Source organism: Alkalihalobacillus sp. FSL W8-0930, assembly GCA_037965595.1.
In the GTDB taxonomy this organism is placed as follows: domain Bacteria; phylum Bacillota; class Bacilli; order Bacillales; family Bacillaceae_D; genus Alkalicoccobacillus.
In genome coordinates this window covers 2,819,793-2,838,366 of the sequence record CP150183.1, presented here as the reverse complement: position 1 = coordinate 2,838,366, position 18,574 = coordinate 2,819,793, and the positions used below count along the sequence as shown (strand labels likewise).

Below are 18,574 nucleotides of genomic sequence, written 5' to 3'. Positions count from 1 at the left end.
CTTCTTCATTTATTCACTCTGGAATTAATGCGCCAGGACGGCTCATTTTGTCACCAATTTTTTTAATGATTGGTTCTAGAGAGTGATCATCGTTTAATAGATCGTATTCGTTAATGTTAATTTTTAAGACAGGGCATGCATCGAATTCAGCAATCCATTTTTGGTAGCGGTCGTACATTTCTTCCCAATAGGAGAGGGGTGTTTGTTTTTCCATTTCACGCCCGCGTAGCTGGATGCGATCAATGATGTCTTGGAAGCTTCCATCTAAGTAAATGAGCAGATTTGGATGCGGGAAGTATGGTGTCATGACCATGGCATCAAATAAGCTTTTGTATGTTGAATAATCAACGGCAGACATCGTTCCTTTGTCTGCATGCATTTTGGCAAATATTCCCGTGTCTTCGTAAATGGAACGGTCTTGAATGAAGTTTCCACCTGCTTCAAACATCGCTTTTTGCTCTTTAAAACGTTCGGCTAAAAAGTAGATTTGAAGGTGGAAGCTCCAGCGTTCGAAGTCAGCGTAAAATTTATCAAGGTATGGGTTATCATCTACTTGTTCATAGGATGTACGAAAGCCTAATTCATTTGCTAAGGCTTTCGTTAGGGTGGATTTTCCAACGCCAACCGTTCCTGCCACTGTGATTAACGCATGATCTGGGATATTATATTTTTCTCGTAGGTTCAATTTCATAATCTCCTTAAGATGTAATCTCGCGAATGAGATTGAAAATGTGTTCAAGGTCTTTTGTGTTTTCTACGTAGTCGTATTGATCGCCATCGATTTTAATAATCGGAACATGGGGATACATCGCTGCCATTTGTGCAATGGCTTCTTCATAATCCGTAATGAGCTGACTTAAATAGTCTGGGTCGATTTGTTGCTCGATGCTTCGACCACGTTGATTTATACGTTTTAATAAAGTAGGTAGGCTGGCATGAATATAGACGATAACGGTAGGTTCTGGTACTTCCTCGGTTAAAATGTCATAAATGCGAACATATTTGTCCAGTTGGTGCGCAGGCAGCGTTCGCCTAGCAAAGATTAGATTCTTAAATACATGATAATCGGCAACAACAGGTATGCCGAGATCGAGCTTTTCTTGTGTATCTTCAAGTTGTTTGTATCGATTACACAGGAAAAACATTTCGGTTTGGAAGCTCCATTCCTCGATATTCTCATAGAACTTACCGAGGAATGGGTTTTCTTCAACGATTTCAGTAAGACTGGCATATGAAAATTCTGCTGCCAGTAGTTTAGTGAGTGTGGTTTTGCCCACTCCAATTGGACCTTCAACCACAATAAACGGTGTGTGTTCTGACATGTTCATCCCCTACAGTTTGACCTTAAATCACTTTTGTTGTCCATTCTTCACAGTTCCAGACTTCTGTTACAAGTCCATCATAAAATTCAGGCTCGTGACAAATAAGTAACACAGTTCCCTTATATTCCTGTAAGGCTCTCTTTAGTTCAGCTTTGGCATCCACATCTAAGTGGTTGGTTGGCTCATCTAGAACAAGGATATTCGTTTTGTTGTTCATGAGCTTACAGAGTCTGACTTTTGCTTTTTCTCCTCCACTTAGAACCATAATCTTACTTTCAATGTGCTTGGTTGTTAATCCGCACCTTGCAAGAGCAGAGCGAACTTCTTGTTGAGTAAATGATGGGAACGTGTCCCAAATTTCCTCGATACACGTTTTGTTCGAATCCTTAACTTCTTGTTCAAAGTAACCAATCTCTTGGTAATCACCTTTAATGACTTGGCCTTCGAGTGGATTAATTAATCCTAGTAAGCTCTTAAGAAGTGTGGTCTTACCAATCCCATTTGCCCCTGTTAAAGCAATCTTTGAATTACGAATAAGCTCAAGGTTTAAAGGTCTAGTTAAAGGCTCATCATAGCCGATCACTAAGTCCTTTGCTTCGAATACATATTTAGAAGGCGTTCTGGCTGTATGGAAATGGAAGTCAGGCTTTGGCTTGTCTTTGGCAAGCTCAATGACATCCATCTTATCTAATTTTTTCTGACGAGACATCGCCATGTTACGTGTCGATACACGAGCTTTATTTCGCGCAACAAAGTCTTTCAGCTGCGAAATCTCTTGTTGTTGACGTTTAAAGGCCGCTTCTAACTGTTGTTTCTTCATTTCATGTACTTCTAAGAAATGATCATAGTCACCAACATACCGGTTTAATTCTTGGTTTTCCATATGATAAATGAGGTTAACCACTCGATTTAAAAATGGAATGTCGTGCGAAATCAGCACAAAGGCGTTCTCATACTCTTGTAAATATCTTGTTAGCCAATTAATGTGCTGCTCGTCAAGATAGTTTGTAGGCTCGTCCAGAAGCAGAATGTCTGGCTTTTCAAGAAGAAGTTTGGCTAGAAGAACTTTTGTACGTTGTCCACCACTTAAGTCAGTGACATCTTTATCAAGACCAATCTCATCTAGACCCAATCCACGTGCAATTTCTTCTACTTTTGAGTCAACCACATAAAAGTCGTTGGTTGTCAGGGTATCCTGGATCACACCTACATCCTCAAGTAGCTTCTCTAGTTCATCTGCATCCACGTCACCCATTTTCTCGTACAGGGCGTTCATTTCTGCTTCCATGTTAAATAAATATTGAAACGCGCTTTTTAACACATCACGCATCGTTTGCCCTTTTTGAAGTGTGGTGTGTTGATCAAGGTAACCCACGCGGACATTTTTTGACCACTCCACTTTTCCTTCATCCGGCATTAGCTTTCCTGTAATGATGTTCATGAAGGTTGATTTTCCTTCTCCATTTGCACCAATTAATCCGATGTGCTCTCCTTTTAAGAGACGAAATGAAACATCTTGAAAAATGGCACGGTCTCCGAATCCGTGACTTAATTTACTTACCGATAACACGCTCATCTTTTAACACCCTTCTTTACTAATCTCTACGCTTCAGTTTATCACACTCAGTTCAAGATGTCAGAGGACCAATTGAAGGAAGAAGAGATGAAAGATGTTCCGTTAAAAAGTAGAGAGCTTTGTCCACTTTTGGATCGTGAAAATTCCTCTAAGCCATAGAGATTCATCCGCATAGGTTTCGTAGTCAGCGGTATAGATGCCACCGTCATTCGTCCAAATTTGGTTAAAATAAGCACGTGCGTCATTCATAATCTCTGCATCCTCTGGACCGGTCAAATAAATGTTCGTCTCAAGGTTCAAATCATCAAGGTTTCTCCGCGTGAAATTGGCAGAGCCACTTAAAAGCTGTGATTCGTTTGAGGAATCTAAAAAGAGAATCTTAGGATGATACTGTTCCTTATTCGTTTCATACCAGCGAATCTCAAGGTCGTCTCCTGCTTCCTTCATTAACTTGGCGGCAACCGGTTTATTTGGTAAGCCAATTTTTTTGTTACCGAAGGATTCAACGTTTTGATCTAATACAATATGAACAGATACTTGACTGTTTGCGGCTTCAATCAATGCATCAACTATGCTCTGCTCGGATAAGTAGAGGAGACCAATCCAGATTGTGTCACCGCTCTCTGCCTCACTTATTATAGAGAGAGCTCGGTCTTTAATGGGACGCTCTGTTAAAATTTCTCCATATACATCCGTTTCTGTTTCATCAGCTGTTGTGTCTAAAGAAGGAGCTTGGATCGTTGAATCAGCTGAATATCTTACAACAGCCTCTTCTGTTTTTAATAAGTCTTCCAAGAGCTCACCCTTAAAGGCTATGGCTACATTATTATGCAATGCACTTGCGTCATGAGGATTTCCAGAACTAATTAAAGCCTCCTGATCGGTCATCACGATTTTGCGGTGATTGGCCTTTCCATTTAATGAAGTAAGATAAGAGTGCAGATTCGCATCCTTTCCATTCGAACCCAGGACGTTCGGGAGTCCACCAATGCTACCTACTGTATCCCATTGAAGAAACAGTTTGTAGAACCCGGCATATAGTGGATTTGAATCCCGTAACGAATCAAGGTCACTGATAATGACTGGAATATCAGCATCTTCTAGCTGGTGTAAGTGGTCAGGCATGTTGGCTCCATACATTGTATTAATCGGATCAGTGATTACTGTAATGGCAAGACTCGGGTTTTCCTGTTTCTTTTGCACGAGCGCTTGAGTGACATCTTCCGCAAGTGCCGGGAAGTTCTCATCCTCGCCATATATACTGTTAAATAAAAACATATCGAATACAATAAATTCGTCTGCTTGCTGAATCATCTCTTTTACATAAGCAAAAATTTCCTGTTCAAACACTTGATTGTCATCTTGTGTATACGATAAATCAGAGAGGAATGTTGGCTGAATGACTGGTTTTAAATCACTTTGATACGATAGGTCGCTGTCTGGGAGTGGGCGATTAACACCATAAATGATCGTACTAACATATAGAATGAAAAATGCGATGGGAAGAATGAGTAGTAGATGTCGTTTAGTAAGAGAGGATCGTTTCATGGCGGGCTCCTTTTTATATAATCTGAACTTACCATTCCTTAATTTTGTAAGTCTTAAACAATTGATTTTTCTTAAATAGAGTGTGTAGAATAAAGAATAATTAACCAATTACCGAATTTCGTCGAACGAAAGCTTTAAAATTTAAAAGGAATTTTAAAAAGGATATCGAAATTATCAAACGGATTGTTTAACAATGCGTCGCTTTGTTAGACAGATGAAGGAGTGTCAGGATGAGTCAATTTGATCAAGTGTTTGAACGTAAAGGAACAAATTCTCTAAAGTGGGACGGGTTACAAAGCCGTTACGGAGCAAGTGATTTGCTTCCTATGTGGGTTGCTGACATGGATTTTAAAGCGCCGCAGCCAGTTCTGGATGCCTTACATAACCGAGTAGAGCAAGGCATATTTGGATACATGACACCTTCTTCTACTGTTGACGAAGCGATTGTTCGTTGGACAGACCGGAGATATGACTGGAAGATTGATTCCAATTCAATTGTTCATACGGTCGGAATTGTTCCGACTTTAAGCAATCTTATAAAGGTTTTTACTGAAGCGGGTGATGAGGTCGTTATTCAAACACCTGTTTATTATCCTTTTTATGATGTGATTACAAGTAATAATCGCACGATTGTTAAAAATCCTCTGTTACAAAGAGAGGACGGACAGTTTGAAATGGACTTAGAACAATTAGAGCAGTCGATCTCAGAAAAAACAAAAATGCTGGTTTTCTGTCATCCTCATAATCCCGGAGGTCGAGTCTGGATGAGGTCAGAGCTTGAGGCATTAGCAGATCTTTGTAAAAAGTACGATTTACTCGTGGTGTCTGATGAGATTCATGCTGACTTATTATTTGACGGATACAACCATATTCCGTTGGCGTCCATTAATGAAGATATGGCTGAGCGAACATTCACTTGTCTCGCTCCAACTAAAACCTTTAATTTAGCGGGCATCATTGCATCTTATCTTGTTATCCAACATAAGAAAAGAAGACTTGAGTTTAAAAGGTATCTTGAATCTACCTATATGAACGGTCAAAATTCGTTTGCTGGTATTGCAACGGAAGTAGCTTACAATGAAGGAGAAGAGTGGCTTCATGAGCTTATGCAATATGTCCAAGCTAATTACCGGTTCGCACAAGACTTTATTGAAACCCATATGCCGAAGATTAAAGTCATTCAACCACAAGGAACGTATCTGCTATGGCTTGACTTTAGGGATGTGCCACTTGAGGCAGATGAGCGCAAGAAATGGCTGGTCGAGAAAGCGAAAATAGCATTAAACCATGGTCCAATGTTTGGGGAAGAAGGGCAACATTTTGAAAGGCTTAATTTGGCATGTCCAAGAACGACGCTTCAGAAGGGGCTTACTCAATTAAAAGAAGCGTATGAGCAGGACCAATTCTAAAAATAGGAGTGTGTGTCGGAGGGCTGATGAAAAATTTAAATAACGATATGTTAGTGGAGGCGTATGTAAAAGCGAAGGAGCTTCGCTTGAACGAAGATTTTATCGTGCTTTTACAAAAAGAGCTTGAACAACGTGATTTACAGCATAAAGTAGATTCACATTTTGCGACTCCGACGATTTAGACGTAGAGAAATCAAATTATAGTTTAAATAAGCTTTCAAAGGAATGCTTTAAAATTTAAGTCATATCGTCCACATTTATGAATAAGTTGATGGAAAGGATGGCGTATGAAAGTTACGATGCCAAACGATTACGTTTCTATAGAAATGGGGCATGTACAATGACATGTAAAAATTTATATGAAGAGTTGGTTGAAGACTGCAGATTGAAACTTGGCCGCGAGTTGACTCCTGAAGAGGATAATTTTGTTAAATGGATGGAACAGCAGCAGACTGAAGCACTCTATAAAAACGTAAAAACTTCATAAATAAACGAGATGACAAAATTGTTTTGAGTTAAGGCAATAAAGGGATACACATTCGGTGTTCCTTTATTGCCTTTTCCTATGGATTCGATTTACTTACAATGTTCACTATGGTTAAATAAGAGGTGAGAGTAATGTTTAGTGGGAGGTGCCAGTAATTATGAAGACATTTAAGCTTCATGCACTTTATCTTTTGGCTGGGGACAATGAATCGATCAGACAAGAATCGGTACCATTAAAAGATGGCCTTATTATTAGTATGGAAAATAAGGAGCGAACTTGGTTTATTGATGCTGTTGTGTCTGAAGAGGATATGCACTTTTTTGAGGGTGAACAAAAAGCCAACCGCCATGTGTTTCTTAATGTGATCATCACTAGCAAAGACAACCATCCAGCGGCCATGATTACAAGCATCGAAACCATTAAGAAATTAAGTGATGGGTATAGCATTATTTTTAAAGGAAGGATTGTGCTTGGGCGTGATGACGTTCTGGAAGATGTGTTGGAGGAATTATTAACTGATGGCCATTCAACGGAAAGTCTGCTTGAGCGTTTTAAACAACGAACCGAGAACTTAGAATCCTACTCAGAAAAAACATTAAACGAAGTATATAAGGATTTAAAGGAAAGTGGAAATTACGTTTTATTATAAAGGATACATGCACGATAGAAGCGGCTGGGACAAAACTAAAAATCAATCTGAAAAGGCGAATGATTCGATTGCAGAATCATTCGCCTTTCGTGATTTTATTTGAACAAGCGAGGGATTCTCCTGTAGCGGATTATTTGCTTCACTCGTGTTAGACTCGCTACTTTAATGTTATGTCCTGCCCGCTTCTTTTTTTGAGTGTGCATAGATATGTGGGATCGCCTCATACTAAGAGTCGGAGTATGTAGAAAAGGAGGAGAATCTGTGGAGAAAAAAAGCATATGGGGAATCATTTCAATCTCATCGATCCCTCTCGTCATGACACTTGGTAACTCAATGCTCATTCCAGTATTACCAACGATAGAAAAAGAACTTGGTATTAGTTCAGTACAGGCAAGTTTGTTAATTACGGTTTATTCAATTGTTGCTATTATCTTTATCCCTCTTGCAGGGTATTTATCTGACCATATTGGTCGAAAACAAGTCATTATTCCGAGCCTTATCCTCGCGGGACTTGGTGGTGCATTGGCTGGGTTTGCTGCCTGGAAGTTTGATTCTGCATATAGTTGGATCCTTATCGGCAGGCTGCTACAAGGGATTGGCGCTGCAGGTGCTGCACCGATTGCCTTTCCTCTAGTTGGAGACTTATTCACCTCAGAAAAAGACGTTAGTTCCGGATTAGGACTGGTGGAAACATCCAATACATTTGGTAAGGTTATAAGTCCAATACTTGGCGCCCTATTAGCTTCATTTGTCTGGTTTCTCCCATTTTTTTCATTTCCGATATTTTGTTTCATTTCAATTGTCATGCTGTTGTTCCTTGTACATGTACCAAAACAAAAAGATAAGCCATTAGCCTTTAAACCATTTGTAAAGTCAATTCAAAAAACATTTAAGCGTGAAGGAAAATGGTTGTTTGTTGTCTTTTTTGTGGGTGGACTGTGTATGTATTTAATCTTCGGATTGTTGTTTTATTTATCAACTAGCCTTGAAAAAGACTATGGAATTCATGATTTAAAGAAAGGATTTGTGCTCGCCTTTCCACTAGCTGCCTTATGCTTCGCCTCTTATGTAACCGGAAAGCTTATCGGACAAGATAAAATGCTAATGAAATGGTATACAGTTGGAGGATTGGCCATTGTAACGGGATCAACTTTGTGGATCGCTTTTTCGGAGAATATCTATGTACTACTCACAGCTTTGTTCTTAGCTGGGCTTGGAATAGGAGCTGCGCTTCCAAGTTTGGATGCTTTTGTGACGGAAGGAATTGAACAAAAGCAAAGAGGGTCCATCACTTCATTATATAGCAGCATGAGATTTGTTGGAGTGGCTATGGGTCCTCCGATTTTTGCTGCGTTATTAAATGTAAATCATTTTCTTATTTTTTCTTTACATGCGTTGTTAAGCTGTATTGCACTTATTCTAACGTTCCTTTTACTTAAGCCAGAGAAGTCGGTTAAAAGCACATGGAGCTAACGTTGGACGCATACTGACAGAAAAGGTATACTGCTTAAAAAAGCAGAGGGAGTCAACTACGAATATGCATACCTTTCTGGATGTCTATCAAAGAACTGTATATCTTTCGTTCTCGAAAGACCCCTTTTCCAAATCGCCTAAGCATGTGTGGGTCATTTGTCGGTTCAAGGATTCATGGCTATTAACTAATCACAAAAAAAGAGGTCTTGAATTTCCTGGGGGAAAGCTTGAACCCGGTGAACAACCGGAGGATGCTGCGAAAAGAGAGGTCCTAGAAGAAACGGGAGCGGTCATTTGTCATCTACATTATCTCGCTCAATATACAGTACCGGACTTAAGTATCTGCAAAAATATTTACCTTGCACAGATTAAGGAACTAAACAAAAGTGATCACTATTTTGAAACAAACGGTCCTGTGTTAGTAGACGAATTACCGAATCAAATTGGAGAACATGAGGAATATAGCTTTATTATGAAAGATGATGTGCTAAGACATTGTCTCCAATACATACATGAACGTCAGCATAAGTGGGTGTGATCCTTTGACCAGAATGATTGACAAACAAAGAGTACCGTCACCGCATCCGGACATCCATCTATATATCGTGACTTACTGGAGTGAGGGATATAAGATAAAAGGCTACTTAGCTGAACCTATATGGAGTAAGACTTTACCAGGCCTTTTATATCTTCGGGGCGGGATTAAAAATGTAGGGATGGTCCGGATACAACGGTTAATCCAGTGGGCATCTGAAGGATTTGTTGTCTTTGGTCCTTTTTATCGAGGAAACAGAGGAGGCGAAGGCAATGAAGACTTTGGAGGTCAAGACCGGTTAGATGCAGTATATGCAGTAGACGTGTTAAAAGAAAATAAACGATTTGACTCAAAACAAGGCCTTCATGCGATTGGATTCTCAAGAGGTGGTGTCATGGCGCTCTGGGCGGCCATTTACCGAAAAGAGATGAAAAGCATCATCAGCTGGAGTGGCGTAACTGATATGTTTTTAACGTATCGGGAACGAGTTGACCTTAGACGAATGATGAAGCGTGTGATTGGAGGGACCCCTACCAAGTATCCGGAGCGTTATGATTTTCGCACACCTCTTAACCAGGTGGAAGACATACATGCATCTGTCCTGATTATACATGGGGAGCTAGACGAGCATGTATCGATTGAGCATGCGTATCAGCTGGAGACCCTACTTGAGCAAGAGAATAAGCATGTGGAAAGCTGGTACTATGAAACATATAGTCATCAATTTCCGGTCCGACAGCAGCAAGTCATTCTACAAGAAGCCGCAAAATGGATGAAGCGACAATGATGTAAAAAAAGAAGAGCGTCCCAAGAGGGAACTCTTCTTTTTTATTATTTAGGCCCTGCTTGTATTACCTCTTCCGACAAATCATCAAAATGTAAGATGTTTCGCTTAAACTGATTAGCAAGTTCGGTTGCTTTTTTGTGATAGGCCTCCGGGTCTTCCCATGTAGTCTTTGGATTGAGGACTTTATCAGGCACTCCGGGACATTGTGTGGGGACATATAATCCAAAGTATTCATCCTGTGTTGTCTCTACTTGCGTTAACTCTCCTTGCAAGGCTGCTTGCACCATTGCGCGAGTATGAGATAAGCTCATTCGCTCACCAATACCATAAGGCCCTCCTGACCAGCCTGTATTGACTAAAAATACTTGGGCATTGTGCGTATCAATGAATTCACCGAGCATTGATGCATAATACTTAGGTGGTAAAGGCAGAAAAGGAGCGCCAAAGCATGTGGAGAAGGTAGCTTCGGGTTCCGTTACGCCTCGCTCAGTGCCTGCGAGCTTGCTTGTGTAACCAGATAGGAAGTGATACATCGCTTGTTCTTTTGTTAGCTTACTAATCGGAGGTAGAACTCCGAACGCATCAGCGGTTAAAAAGATAATCGTACCTGGATGTCCGGCAATGCTTGGTTCAAGAGCATTTGGAATGTAGTGAATCGGGTACGCAGCACGTGTATTTTCCGTTAGGGATACATCCTCATAGTCAGGCTGTCCATCTTCTGCAACAACTACGTTTTCGCACACAGTTCCAAACCTGATCGCATTCCAGATCTGAGGCTCATTTTTTAGAGAAAGATTAATGCATTTAGCATAGCAGCCACCCTCAATATTAAACACTCCATTTGCCCCCCAGGCGTGTTCATCATCGCCAATTAATAATCGATCAGGGCTTGCAGAAAGAGTCGTTTTACCTGTGCCAGATAAACCAAAAAACAGGGCGACATCTCCCTCTGTACTTGTGTTAGCAGAGCAGTGCATAGGGAGAACTCCTTCAAGTGGTAATAAATAATTCATAACAGAAAAGATCGATTTCTTCATCTCACCTGCATATTCTGTCCCTCCAATTAACACAACTCGTTTCTCAAAAGAAATGATAACAAACGCTTCTGTGCGCGTTCCATCTGTGTCGGGGTCTGCTTTGAATGTAGGAGCTGAAATAATGGTAAAAGGCTCCTGCCAAGAGTTATCAGGAGTTTCATCCGATCTGATAAACAATTGTTTAGCAAAAAGCTGATGCCATGCAAATTCATTAACGATTTGTATAGGCAGACGGTACGTAGTATCTGCTCCAGCAAATCCATGAGTTGCGAAGATCTCTTCTTTTTCACTTAAGTGAGTTAGAACTTTATCATAAAGAGCGTTAAACGTTTTCTGAGAGATCGGTTGATTAACAGCCCCCCAGTTAATATGTGTTTCAACAGAATCTTCTCTAACGATGAATTTGTCTTTAGGGGAGCGACCAGTGTATGTACCAGTCTTGACGCTAAGAGCACCGTTTTCAGTGAGCATACCCTCTTTATTTTGCAGTGCTTTACTTACTAAACGAGAAACAGAAAGATCATGTTTTACTGTAGATTGAGATAAGAGGTCCTCAAGTGTAGTAGCTGTATTCAGTATGTTCATTATGTGATACTCCTCTCTATTAGTTAGCGTATATTCGGGATAATGTTTAATTAGTATAACACATTAAAATTAATAGTCTATACTTTTTGTGTTTATCCTTTGTAAAGCACAACTGTAAGACGCGAGACCCTTGAATACATTGACTTTCAAGGAGGAATGATATATACTTCATGGCGAACGGATCTTATCGGAGAGCCGGCGGAGGGACAGGCCCAGTGAAGCCCAGCAACCACTACTTTAGAAAAAGTAGAAAGGTGCTAACCTGCAAGGCAATTGCCTTGAACGATAAGAGGTTAAAGGACAACATTTCAACCCTTTTCCTCAATATAGAGGAGAAGGGTTTTTTATTGTGTATATTTAATCTCAACCTGTAATTAGGCTGATAAGAGAAGCTTAGACTTAATTGGAAGGGTGATGTTTAACATGACAGAACTTAGAAGTAGACGATTATTCACGTCAGAATCGGTAACAGAGGGACATCCTGATAAAATTTGTGACCAAATTTCTGATGCGATTTTAGATGAAATCTTAAAGAAAGATCCGAATGCTCGTGTGGCGTGCGAAACTTCTGTTACAACAGGAATGGTTTTAGTTGCTGGAGAAATTACAACGAGTACATATGTGGATATTCCACGTGTAGTGCGTGACACAATTAAAGGCATCGGCTATACACGTGCTAAATACGGATTTGACGCAGAAACATGTGCAGTCCTTGTTTCCATTGATGAGCAGTCAGCTGATATCGCACAAGGTGTGGACAAAGCATTAGAGGCCCGTGAAGGACAAATGACTGAAGCGGAAATCGAAGCGATTGGAGCAGGAGACCAAGGACTTATGTTTGGTTATGCTACAAATGAAACCAAAGAATTAATGCCTCTACCGATCTCTTTAAGCCACAAGCTTGCACGTCGTGTGGCAGAAGTACGTAAGGAAGAAATCCTTGATTACCTTCGCCCAGATGCTAAAACACAAGTAACTGTTGAGTATGATGAGCAAGGGAAGCCTGCTCGTGTTGATACGATTGTTATTTCAACTCAGCATGCACCGGAAGCAACACTTGAGCAAATCCAGCATGATTTAAAAACACATGTAATTAAACATGTGGTACCAGCTGAATTAATTGATGAAGAGACAAAATACTTCATTAACCCAACTGGACGTTTTGTTATCGGCGGACCACAAGGGGACGCTGGTTTAACAGGACGTAAGATTATCGTTGATACGTATGGCGGCTATGCACGTCATGGTGGAGGCGCATTCTCTGGTAAAGATGCAACAAAAGTAGACCGCTCTGGTGCATATGCTGCTCGTTATGTAGCGAAAAACATTGTTGCAGCAGGTCTTGCCGATAAGTCAGAAGTTCAGCTTGCGTATGCAATTGGTGTGGCTCAGCCTGTATCTATTTCTGTAGATACATTTGGAACAGGTAAAGTATCCGAAGAAGAGCTTGTGTCTCTTGTTCGCAAAAACTTTGATCTACGTCCAGCTGGCATCATTCGTATGCTCGATCTACGTCGTCCAATCTACAAGCAAACAGCTGCATACGGTCACTTTGGTCGTACAGATGTGAGCTTGCCATGGGAAGAAACGGACAAAGCTGCTATTCTTAAAGAACAATCTAGTGTAAAAGTAGGATAATGACTAAAACAAGCCGCATCTAATTGGACGCGGCTTGTTTTTTTTATGAATACACATAGCTAGAATCATTTGTTATTCTCTGATTGAAGACGTTTATAATATTGGCCTTTTTCCACGTACTCTGAGCGAATTCGCTCCATATCTGCACGATCTTCTTCGGTCAGCTCGCGAACGACTTTGGCAGGACGTCCATACGCAAGTGTGTTTGCAGGAATATGTTTACCTTGAGGAACTAGACTTCCAGCTCCAATAAACGCTCCTTCTCCAATCTCCGCACCATCCAAAATAATAGAGCCCATCCCAATTAGTGCTTTTTCACGAATCGTACAGCTATGAAGCATGGCTTGATGTCCCACTGTGACATCGTCCTCAATAATCAGAGGATAAGCAGGACTTTGGTGTAGCATGGATTGGTCTTGGATATTCACTCGCTTTCCAATGCGTGTGGGTGAAACATCACCACGAATGACTGTTTGAAACCAAACACTCGATTCATCTCCTATCTCGACATCACCGGAAATGGTGACATAGTCAGCTATAAAAGCACTTTCAGAAATACGAGGTTTTTTGTTCTGATATGAATAAATCATGTAGGCTCATCCTTTCCGTCTCTTTAAAAAAACGCTATACTTAATCTTAACCTAATTCGATACGAAGGTAAAAATCAACGAGGACTTATGTGGTAGCAAGGAGCTGATGGTTGTGTGGAAATGGGAAGTAACTGAGCCTAGAGGTGTCGTTGTGATGGTTCATGGCGCAGGTGAACATCATGGACGTTATGAATGGTTAGCGAAAAAGTGGAACGAGCATGGCTTTGATGTCATTATGGGTGATCTGCCTGGACAAGGGAAGACAAGAGGCCGACGCGGTCATATTCAGTCCTTCGGGCAATACTTAGATGCTGTTGAGGAATGGCTTGATGCAGCAAGGGAAAAAAAACTTCCAATCCTTCTTTTAGGGCATAGTATGGGAGGATTAATCTCCATCCGCACCGTAATGGAACGAGATAACTCACTAATCTATGGTGTGATTCTTTCCTCTCCGTGCTTGGACTTGAGTCATCCACTACCAAAAGTAAAAAAGGCTGCCTCAAAAGTATTGCAGCATGTGGCGCCAACCTTTAGTGTAAATTCAGGGATCCGCTCTGATCGAGCAACCCGAAATCAAGAGGTTGTTGAAGCGTATTTAACCGACCCCTTAAAGGTGAGTAAGGTGTCAGCAAGGTGGTACCAGGAACTTGAAAAAACGATGCGACTCACAAGAAGATATCCCGAAAAATTCCCGAACATCCCCTTACTTGTACTTCAGGCAGGAGAGGATTTTCTTGTTGATAAACAGGCAACACAAGAATGGTTTAACCACCTGGTTCTTACCCACAAAAGCTATAAAGAATGGGATGGACTCTATCACGAAATTTTTAACGAGCCAGAGCGAGACGAAGTGTTCCGTCATGCTGTGAGCTTTGTGAATTTAATGTTTCCTTAATGAGCAGACATTGTTATGTCTGCTTTTTTTTCGAAAAGAAGTGAAGTGAAACGATAGGAGGAGAAGTGAAACGTTAGAGAGCATAATTGAAATGATAGAAGGAGGACCAACATATTGAATAAGAAATGAAAAACCCCCCTTCACCAACAGGTTGAGGGGGTTCATCATTTATCTAGCTTCGCCACGTTTAAGCAACTCAAGCTTTCCTGTTTCAGGATGGATAACAAGTCCGTGAACAGGTACTTCTTTTGGCATAAGAGGGTGATTTTCAACGATTCCTACGCTATGATTGACACTTTCTTCAACATTGCCAAATCCAGTTAAGAATTGTTTAATATCAACACCTGCATAATCAAGCGTGTCGATTGTTTTTAGATCAACGCCGCGTTCTTCTGCCTTTTTAAGGAAGCTTTCAGATTCAAGACCGGCCATCCCGCACATGTGGTGACCAATAATCATTACTTCTTCAGCTTGAAGCTCGTACACTGCAAGTAAAATACTTCTCATAATACTTCCAAATGGATGAGAAATAACGGCTCCTGCATTACGGATAATTTTTGCGTCACCCTGTCCAACGTTCATGGAACGAGGAAGTAGCTCAGCGAGACGTGCATCCATACAAGTAAGGATCACTATTTTTTTGTTTGGGAACTTCGTAGTTTGATAGTTTTCATACTCTTTTTCTTCGACGAATTGCTTGTTAAATTCAAGAATGTTATCTAAAATGGACACGTTTCTTCACTGCCTTTCAATATAGTTAGCGTTTTTCTATTGCTATAATAAAGGGTGGAGCATTTTTTTGATTAATAAAACCATACCGCAAAACATGTGCTTTGTCTTGTGGGAATTGTTCCACAAATTCCAAAACCTGATCTTTTTCAATCGCACCCTCAGGATGACCATGATAAATTACAAGTACAATGATTCCACCAGCTTGCATAGCCTCAAACAATCGAGTGATAGCTTCGATCGTTGTGTTGGCTAGGGTGGTAATTTGTTTGTCACCACCAGGAAGATAGCCTAAGTTGAAAATGGCTGCTTTTAAGGATGACAAATGTTCGGTCTCGATGTGTTCAACAGCCTGTTCATGGCCGGTGTGATGCAGATAAACGCGTTCGAGAAGGCCTTGCTTACTTAGTCGTTCCCGAGTTGCTTGAATGGCTTGTTCTTGAACATCAAAGCTATACACCTGACCGGTTTCCCCAACAAGTCCAGCTAAATAGCAGCTATCGTGACCATTACCGGCTGTTGCGTCTACAGCTGTATCTCCAGGTTCTAGTGCTTGTTCCAATAAAATTCTGGCGAAGGGGAGAATCCCTTTTAGTTTCATTTAGTAGAAGCCTCCGCCTGGTAGTGAGATCCTTGCCAGGTTCCACGATCCTTTAATTCTTTTTCAATACTGTTGAGTACATCCCACTTGTTCATACTCCACATTGGGCCGATTAGAAGTTCGGGAGGACCGTCACCAGTTAATCGGTGAACAATCATATCTTCAGGAATCACTTCTAGTTGGTCGGCCACTAACTTCACATACTCATCGATATCCATTAGATCAACAAGCCCTTTTTCATACTGCTTAACCATGCCTGTTTTCTTTAATAAATGGAGCAGGTGGATTTTAATACCTTGAACATCTAGCTTAGCTACTTCTTTTGCTGTTTCAAGCATCATCTCAGGTGTTTCTAAAGGTAATCCGTTGATGATGTGTGAGCAGACTCGAATGCCGTGTTTGCGAAGCTTTGCTACGCCTTCTTTGTAGCATTCGTAATCATGAGCTCGGTTAATAATATTTGCTGTACGCTCGTGAACGGTCTGAAGCCCTAGCTCTACCCACAAGTACGTACGTTGATTTAGTTCGGCAAGATATTCTACAACATCATCAGGCAGGCAATCTGGTCTCGTTGCGATTGAGAGCCCGACAACACCTTCTTGTTTTAGAATAACCTCGTAGTAATTTCTTAACGTTTCAACAGGTGCATATGTATTTGTGTAGGCTTGAAAGTAGCCAATATATTTACCTGTTTTCCACTTCTTGTGCATCCGCTCTTTAATTGTGTGGAACTGGGTGACTAGGTCATCACTACGGTCCCCCGCAAAATCTCCAGATCCTCGTACACTACAAAATGTACATCCACCATGAGCAACCTGTCCATCGCGGTTCGGACAGTCAAACCCTGCATCAAGTGGAACTTTAAACACTTTCGTTCCAAAGTGGTCACGGAGATGAGCACTCCATGTATAATATCGTTTATCTATAAAGTGACTAGGAATCGAATCAGTTGCTGAATTCATCAAATCTACCTTCCTGTAAAACAAGTTGATATAAAATATGCTTATTTTTATCCTCCATTTTATCACGTGAAATTCGTAAGAGCCAATGAATAAAAAAGTAGCAATCAATTTTAATGAAAAATGAATTGCTTTTCTTATCTACTTGCCATAGGATTACGATTGAAGTGGGAGTTACCGGTAAGGGGAGTAGAGTAGGTTGCCAAGATCAATTTGGATTTTATTAATTACGATGACCATGAGTATCACGGGTTCTTCTTTTTTGTGGCCTTTAAATGCCATAATTATTCATGAGGAGTTAGGAAAATCACTGACGGTTGCTGGTTTTATCTTACTATTAAACTCTGCAGCAGGGGCATGTGGAAATCTAGTTGGCGGGAGATTGTTTGATGCGATTGGTTCCTATCGCACGTTGCTCATCGCACTAAGCATTGCTACAGGTAGTGCTTGTTTACTGGCGTTTCAACATAGCTTCTACTATTATATGTTTTTATTAATGGGAATAGGGTTTGGATCTGGAATGATGATCCCTACTATTTATGCATTAGCAGGATTACTTTGGCCAGAGGGCGGTCGTCGTCCGTTTAACGCTATTTATGTTTCTCTTAATGTTGGAGTGGCCATTGGAACAGCGTGTATTGGGATCATTGCACAAAATGAATTAACGAATGTGTTTCGGGCAAATGCGGTTATGCACGTGGTTTTATTTATCTTTGTTATTTTCGCCTTCAGAGGTCTCGAAGCACGCAGAGAAAAGGCACAGGTAAAAGAAACACGAGAAAAGATTCCGTTTCGTGTACATTACCGGATACATGCACTTATTTTACTTAGCATTGCGTTTGTCATTTGTTGGATTGGGTTTACGCAATGGCAGGCAAACATTTCTGTACACACGCGAAATCTTGGCATATCACTCGGTTCATACAGTTTGTTTTGGACAGTGAACGGGCTCATGATTGTTTGTGCTCAGCCTCTGCTTGCTTTAGTTATTCGTAAGTGGCTTCAAAAAATCAAAGCGCAAATGATTGCTGGTGCCCTTTTATTTATCCTTTCTTTCCTCGTCTTAACACAAGCAGAACAGTTTGCGATCTTCATGGTAGCGATGATCATCTTAACGTTCGGCGAAATGTTTATTTGGCCAGCTGTTCCAACGGTTGCAAGTCGGTTAGCACCTAAAGGAAGAGAAGGCTTTTATCAAGGGCTCGTGAATAGCGTAGGCATGGTTGGGCGAATGGTAGGCCCTGTTTTTGGAGGGTTTATCGTTGATGTGTATTCGATTTATGTATTATTTTACGTGTTAGTAGGTATGCTGATTGTAGCGATTCCATTTCTTATCGTCTATGACAAACCGCTGAAAAGGCAAATGGAACAAACGAGCCAGGCGCCCGATTTGTAAACATTCTGAGCGGTCGCTTGACAGAGTGGGTACAACTTCATACAATACTAATAAGTTCATATGAGATGTTGATGTTAACGAGGACTAGTAGATGATATCTGGGAATACAGAGAGTTGGCGGAAGGTGCAAGCCAATTGAACAGTTCCATCGAACTCGCCTCCGAGTCTTGAGGGTGAATTGGAGTAGCCTTCAACGGGTCACGACCGTTATTTGTGTAAAGAGTGAACAGAGGATAAGTCTCTGTTAATCTGGGTGGTACCGCGGGATAAGCATAGATGCTAACTCTCGTCCCTGATAATGCAACATGTTATTAGGGACGGGAGTTTTTTGTGTTGATGCAAACGGACTCATGATTAC

The 18,574-nt window shown here is 40.9% G+C and carries 18 protein-coding genes, 1 riboswitch and 1 other annotated feature; of the genes, 9 read left to right on the top strand and 9 right to left on the bottom strand.

Annotation, left to right across the window (positions count from 1 at the left end):
• Window positions 1-13 precede the first annotated feature (13 nt).
• From NSQ54_14980 to NSQ54_14965, 4 genes are all read right to left on the bottom strand, one after another.
• The gene (locus tag NSQ54_14980) at window positions 14-685 is read right to left on the bottom strand and encodes a deoxynucleoside kinase (GenBank protein WYP25613.1); all 672 of its coding nucleotides are present in this window, start codon (window positions 683-685) and stop codon (window positions 14-16) included.
• A gap of 13 nt (window positions 686-698) precedes the next feature.
• Window positions 699-1,322, bottom strand: a complete 624-nt coding sequence (locus NSQ54_14975; GenBank protein WYP25612.1) for a deoxynucleoside kinase — start codon at window positions 1,320-1,322, stop codon at window positions 699-701.
• A 22-nt stretch (window positions 1,323-1,344) separates the two neighbouring features.
• Window positions 1,345-2,898, bottom strand: a complete 1,554-nt coding sequence (locus NSQ54_14970) for an ABC-F family ATP-binding cassette domain-containing protein (GenBank protein WYP25611.1) — start codon at window positions 2,896-2,898, stop codon at window positions 1,345-1,347.
• A gap of 102 nt (window positions 2,899-3,000) precedes the next feature.
• Window positions 3,001-4,446 carry a phospholipase D-like domain-containing protein gene (locus NSQ54_14965; GenBank protein ID WYP25610.1) on the bottom strand — a complete coding sequence of 482 codons (1,446 nt, stop codon included), beginning with the start codon at window positions 4,444-4,446 and terminating at the stop codon, window positions 3,001-3,003.
• 230 nt (window positions 4,447-4,676) lie between these two features.
• Here NSQ54_14965 and NSQ54_14960 point away from each other — a divergent pair, with 230 nt between their 5' ends.
• From NSQ54_14960 to NSQ54_14935, 6 genes are all read left to right on the top strand, one after another.
• A complete protein-coding gene (locus NSQ54_14960) occupies window positions 4,677-5,855 on the top strand; it encodes a MalY/PatB family protein (protein WYP25609.1) in 1,179 nt (392 codons plus the stop codon).
• A gap of 26 nt (window positions 5,856-5,881) precedes the next feature.
• Entirely contained in the window at window positions 5,882-6,037 is a 156-nt protein-coding gene (locus NSQ54_14955) for a sporulation histidine kinase inhibitor Sda (protein WYP25608.1), read from the top strand.
• A gap of 462 nt (window positions 6,038-6,499) precedes the next feature.
• Window positions 6,500-6,991: a YwpF family protein gene (locus tag NSQ54_14950; protein ID WYP25607.1), complete on the top strand. Its 492-nt coding sequence runs from the start codon at window positions 6,500-6,502 to the stop codon at window positions 6,989-6,991.
• Between the two features lie 261 nt (window positions 6,992-7,252).
• Entirely contained in the window at window positions 7,253-8,464 is a 1,212-nt protein-coding gene (locus NSQ54_14945; GenBank protein WYP25606.1) for an MFS transporter, read from the top strand.
• 64 nt (window positions 8,465-8,528) lie between these two features.
• A complete protein-coding gene (gene ytkD / locus NSQ54_14940) occupies window positions 8,529-9,002 on the top strand; it encodes an RNA deprotection pyrophosphohydrolase (GenBank protein WYP25605.1) in 474 nt (157 codons plus the stop codon).
• A 13-nt stretch (window positions 9,003-9,015) separates the two neighbouring features.
• The gene (locus NSQ54_14935; protein WYP28571.1) at window positions 9,016-9,786 is read left to right on the top strand and encodes a prolyl oligopeptidase family serine peptidase; all 771 of its coding nucleotides are present in this window, start codon (window positions 9,016-9,018) and stop codon (window positions 9,784-9,786) included.
• A gap of 44 nt (window positions 9,787-9,830) precedes the next feature.
• On the opposite strand, the gene pckA is transcribed toward NSQ54_14935, so the two are convergent.
• Entirely contained in the window at window positions 9,831-11,408 is a 1,578-nt protein-coding gene (gene pckA, locus NSQ54_14930) for a phosphoenolpyruvate carboxykinase (ATP) (GenBank protein WYP25604.1), read from the bottom strand.
• A 181-nt stretch (window positions 11,409-11,589) separates the two neighbouring features.
• Window positions 11,590-11,700: riboswitch (SAM riboswitch) on the top strand.
• A 131-nt stretch (window positions 11,701-11,831) separates the two neighbouring features.
• On the opposite strand from pckA, the gene metK reads away from it, so the two are divergent.
• Entirely contained in the window at window positions 11,832-13,046 is a 1,215-nt protein-coding gene (gene metK / locus NSQ54_14925; protein WYP25603.1) for a methionine adenosyltransferase, read from the top strand.
• 65 nt (window positions 13,047-13,111) lie between these two features.
• On the opposite strand, the gene NSQ54_14920 is transcribed toward metK, so the two are convergent.
• Window positions 13,112-13,636 carry a gamma carbonic anhydrase family protein gene (locus NSQ54_14920; protein WYP25602.1) on the bottom strand — a complete coding sequence of 175 codons (525 nt, stop codon included), beginning with the start codon at window positions 13,634-13,636 and terminating at the stop codon, window positions 13,112-13,114.
• Window positions 13,637-13,790: 154 nt separating this feature from the next.
• On the opposite strand from NSQ54_14920, the gene NSQ54_14915 reads away from it, so the two are divergent.
• Window positions 13,791-14,531, top strand: coding sequence for an alpha/beta hydrolase (locus tag NSQ54_14915; protein ID WYP28570.1), 741 nt, complete (start codon window positions 13,791-13,793; stop codon window positions 14,529-14,531).
• 168 nt (window positions 14,532-14,699) lie between these two features.
• On the opposite strand, the gene NSQ54_14910 is transcribed toward NSQ54_14915, so the two are convergent.
• The 3 genes from NSQ54_14910 to NSQ54_14900 are packed head-to-tail and all read right to left on the bottom strand — an operon-like array spanning window position 14,700 to window position 16,823.
• Window positions 14,700-15,263, bottom strand: coding sequence for a carbonic anhydrase (locus NSQ54_14910; protein WYP25601.1), 564 nt, complete (start codon window positions 15,261-15,263; stop codon window positions 14,700-14,702).
• A gap of 25 nt (window positions 15,264-15,288) precedes the next feature.
• Window positions 15,289-15,861, bottom strand: coding sequence for a class I SAM-dependent methyltransferase (locus tag NSQ54_14905; GenBank protein ID WYP25600.1), 573 nt, complete (start codon window positions 15,859-15,861; stop codon window positions 15,289-15,291).
• Entirely contained in the window at window positions 15,858-16,823 is a 966-nt protein-coding gene (locus NSQ54_14900) for a TIGR01212 family radical SAM protein (GenBank protein ID WYP25599.1), read from the bottom strand. Before NSQ54_14900 ends, NSQ54_14905 begins: the two co-directional genes overlap by 4 nt.
• 196 nt (window positions 16,824-17,019) lie before the next feature.
• Between NSQ54_14900 and NSQ54_14895 the strand changes: the two genes are divergently transcribed.
• A complete protein-coding gene (locus NSQ54_14895) occupies window positions 17,020-18,216 on the top strand; it encodes an MFS transporter (protein ID WYP25598.1) in 1,197 nt (398 codons plus the stop codon).
• A 65-nt stretch (window positions 18,217-18,281) separates the two neighbouring features.
• Window positions 18,282-18,513: a binding site (T-box leader), on the top strand.
• Window positions 18,514-18,574 lie beyond the last annotated feature (61 nt).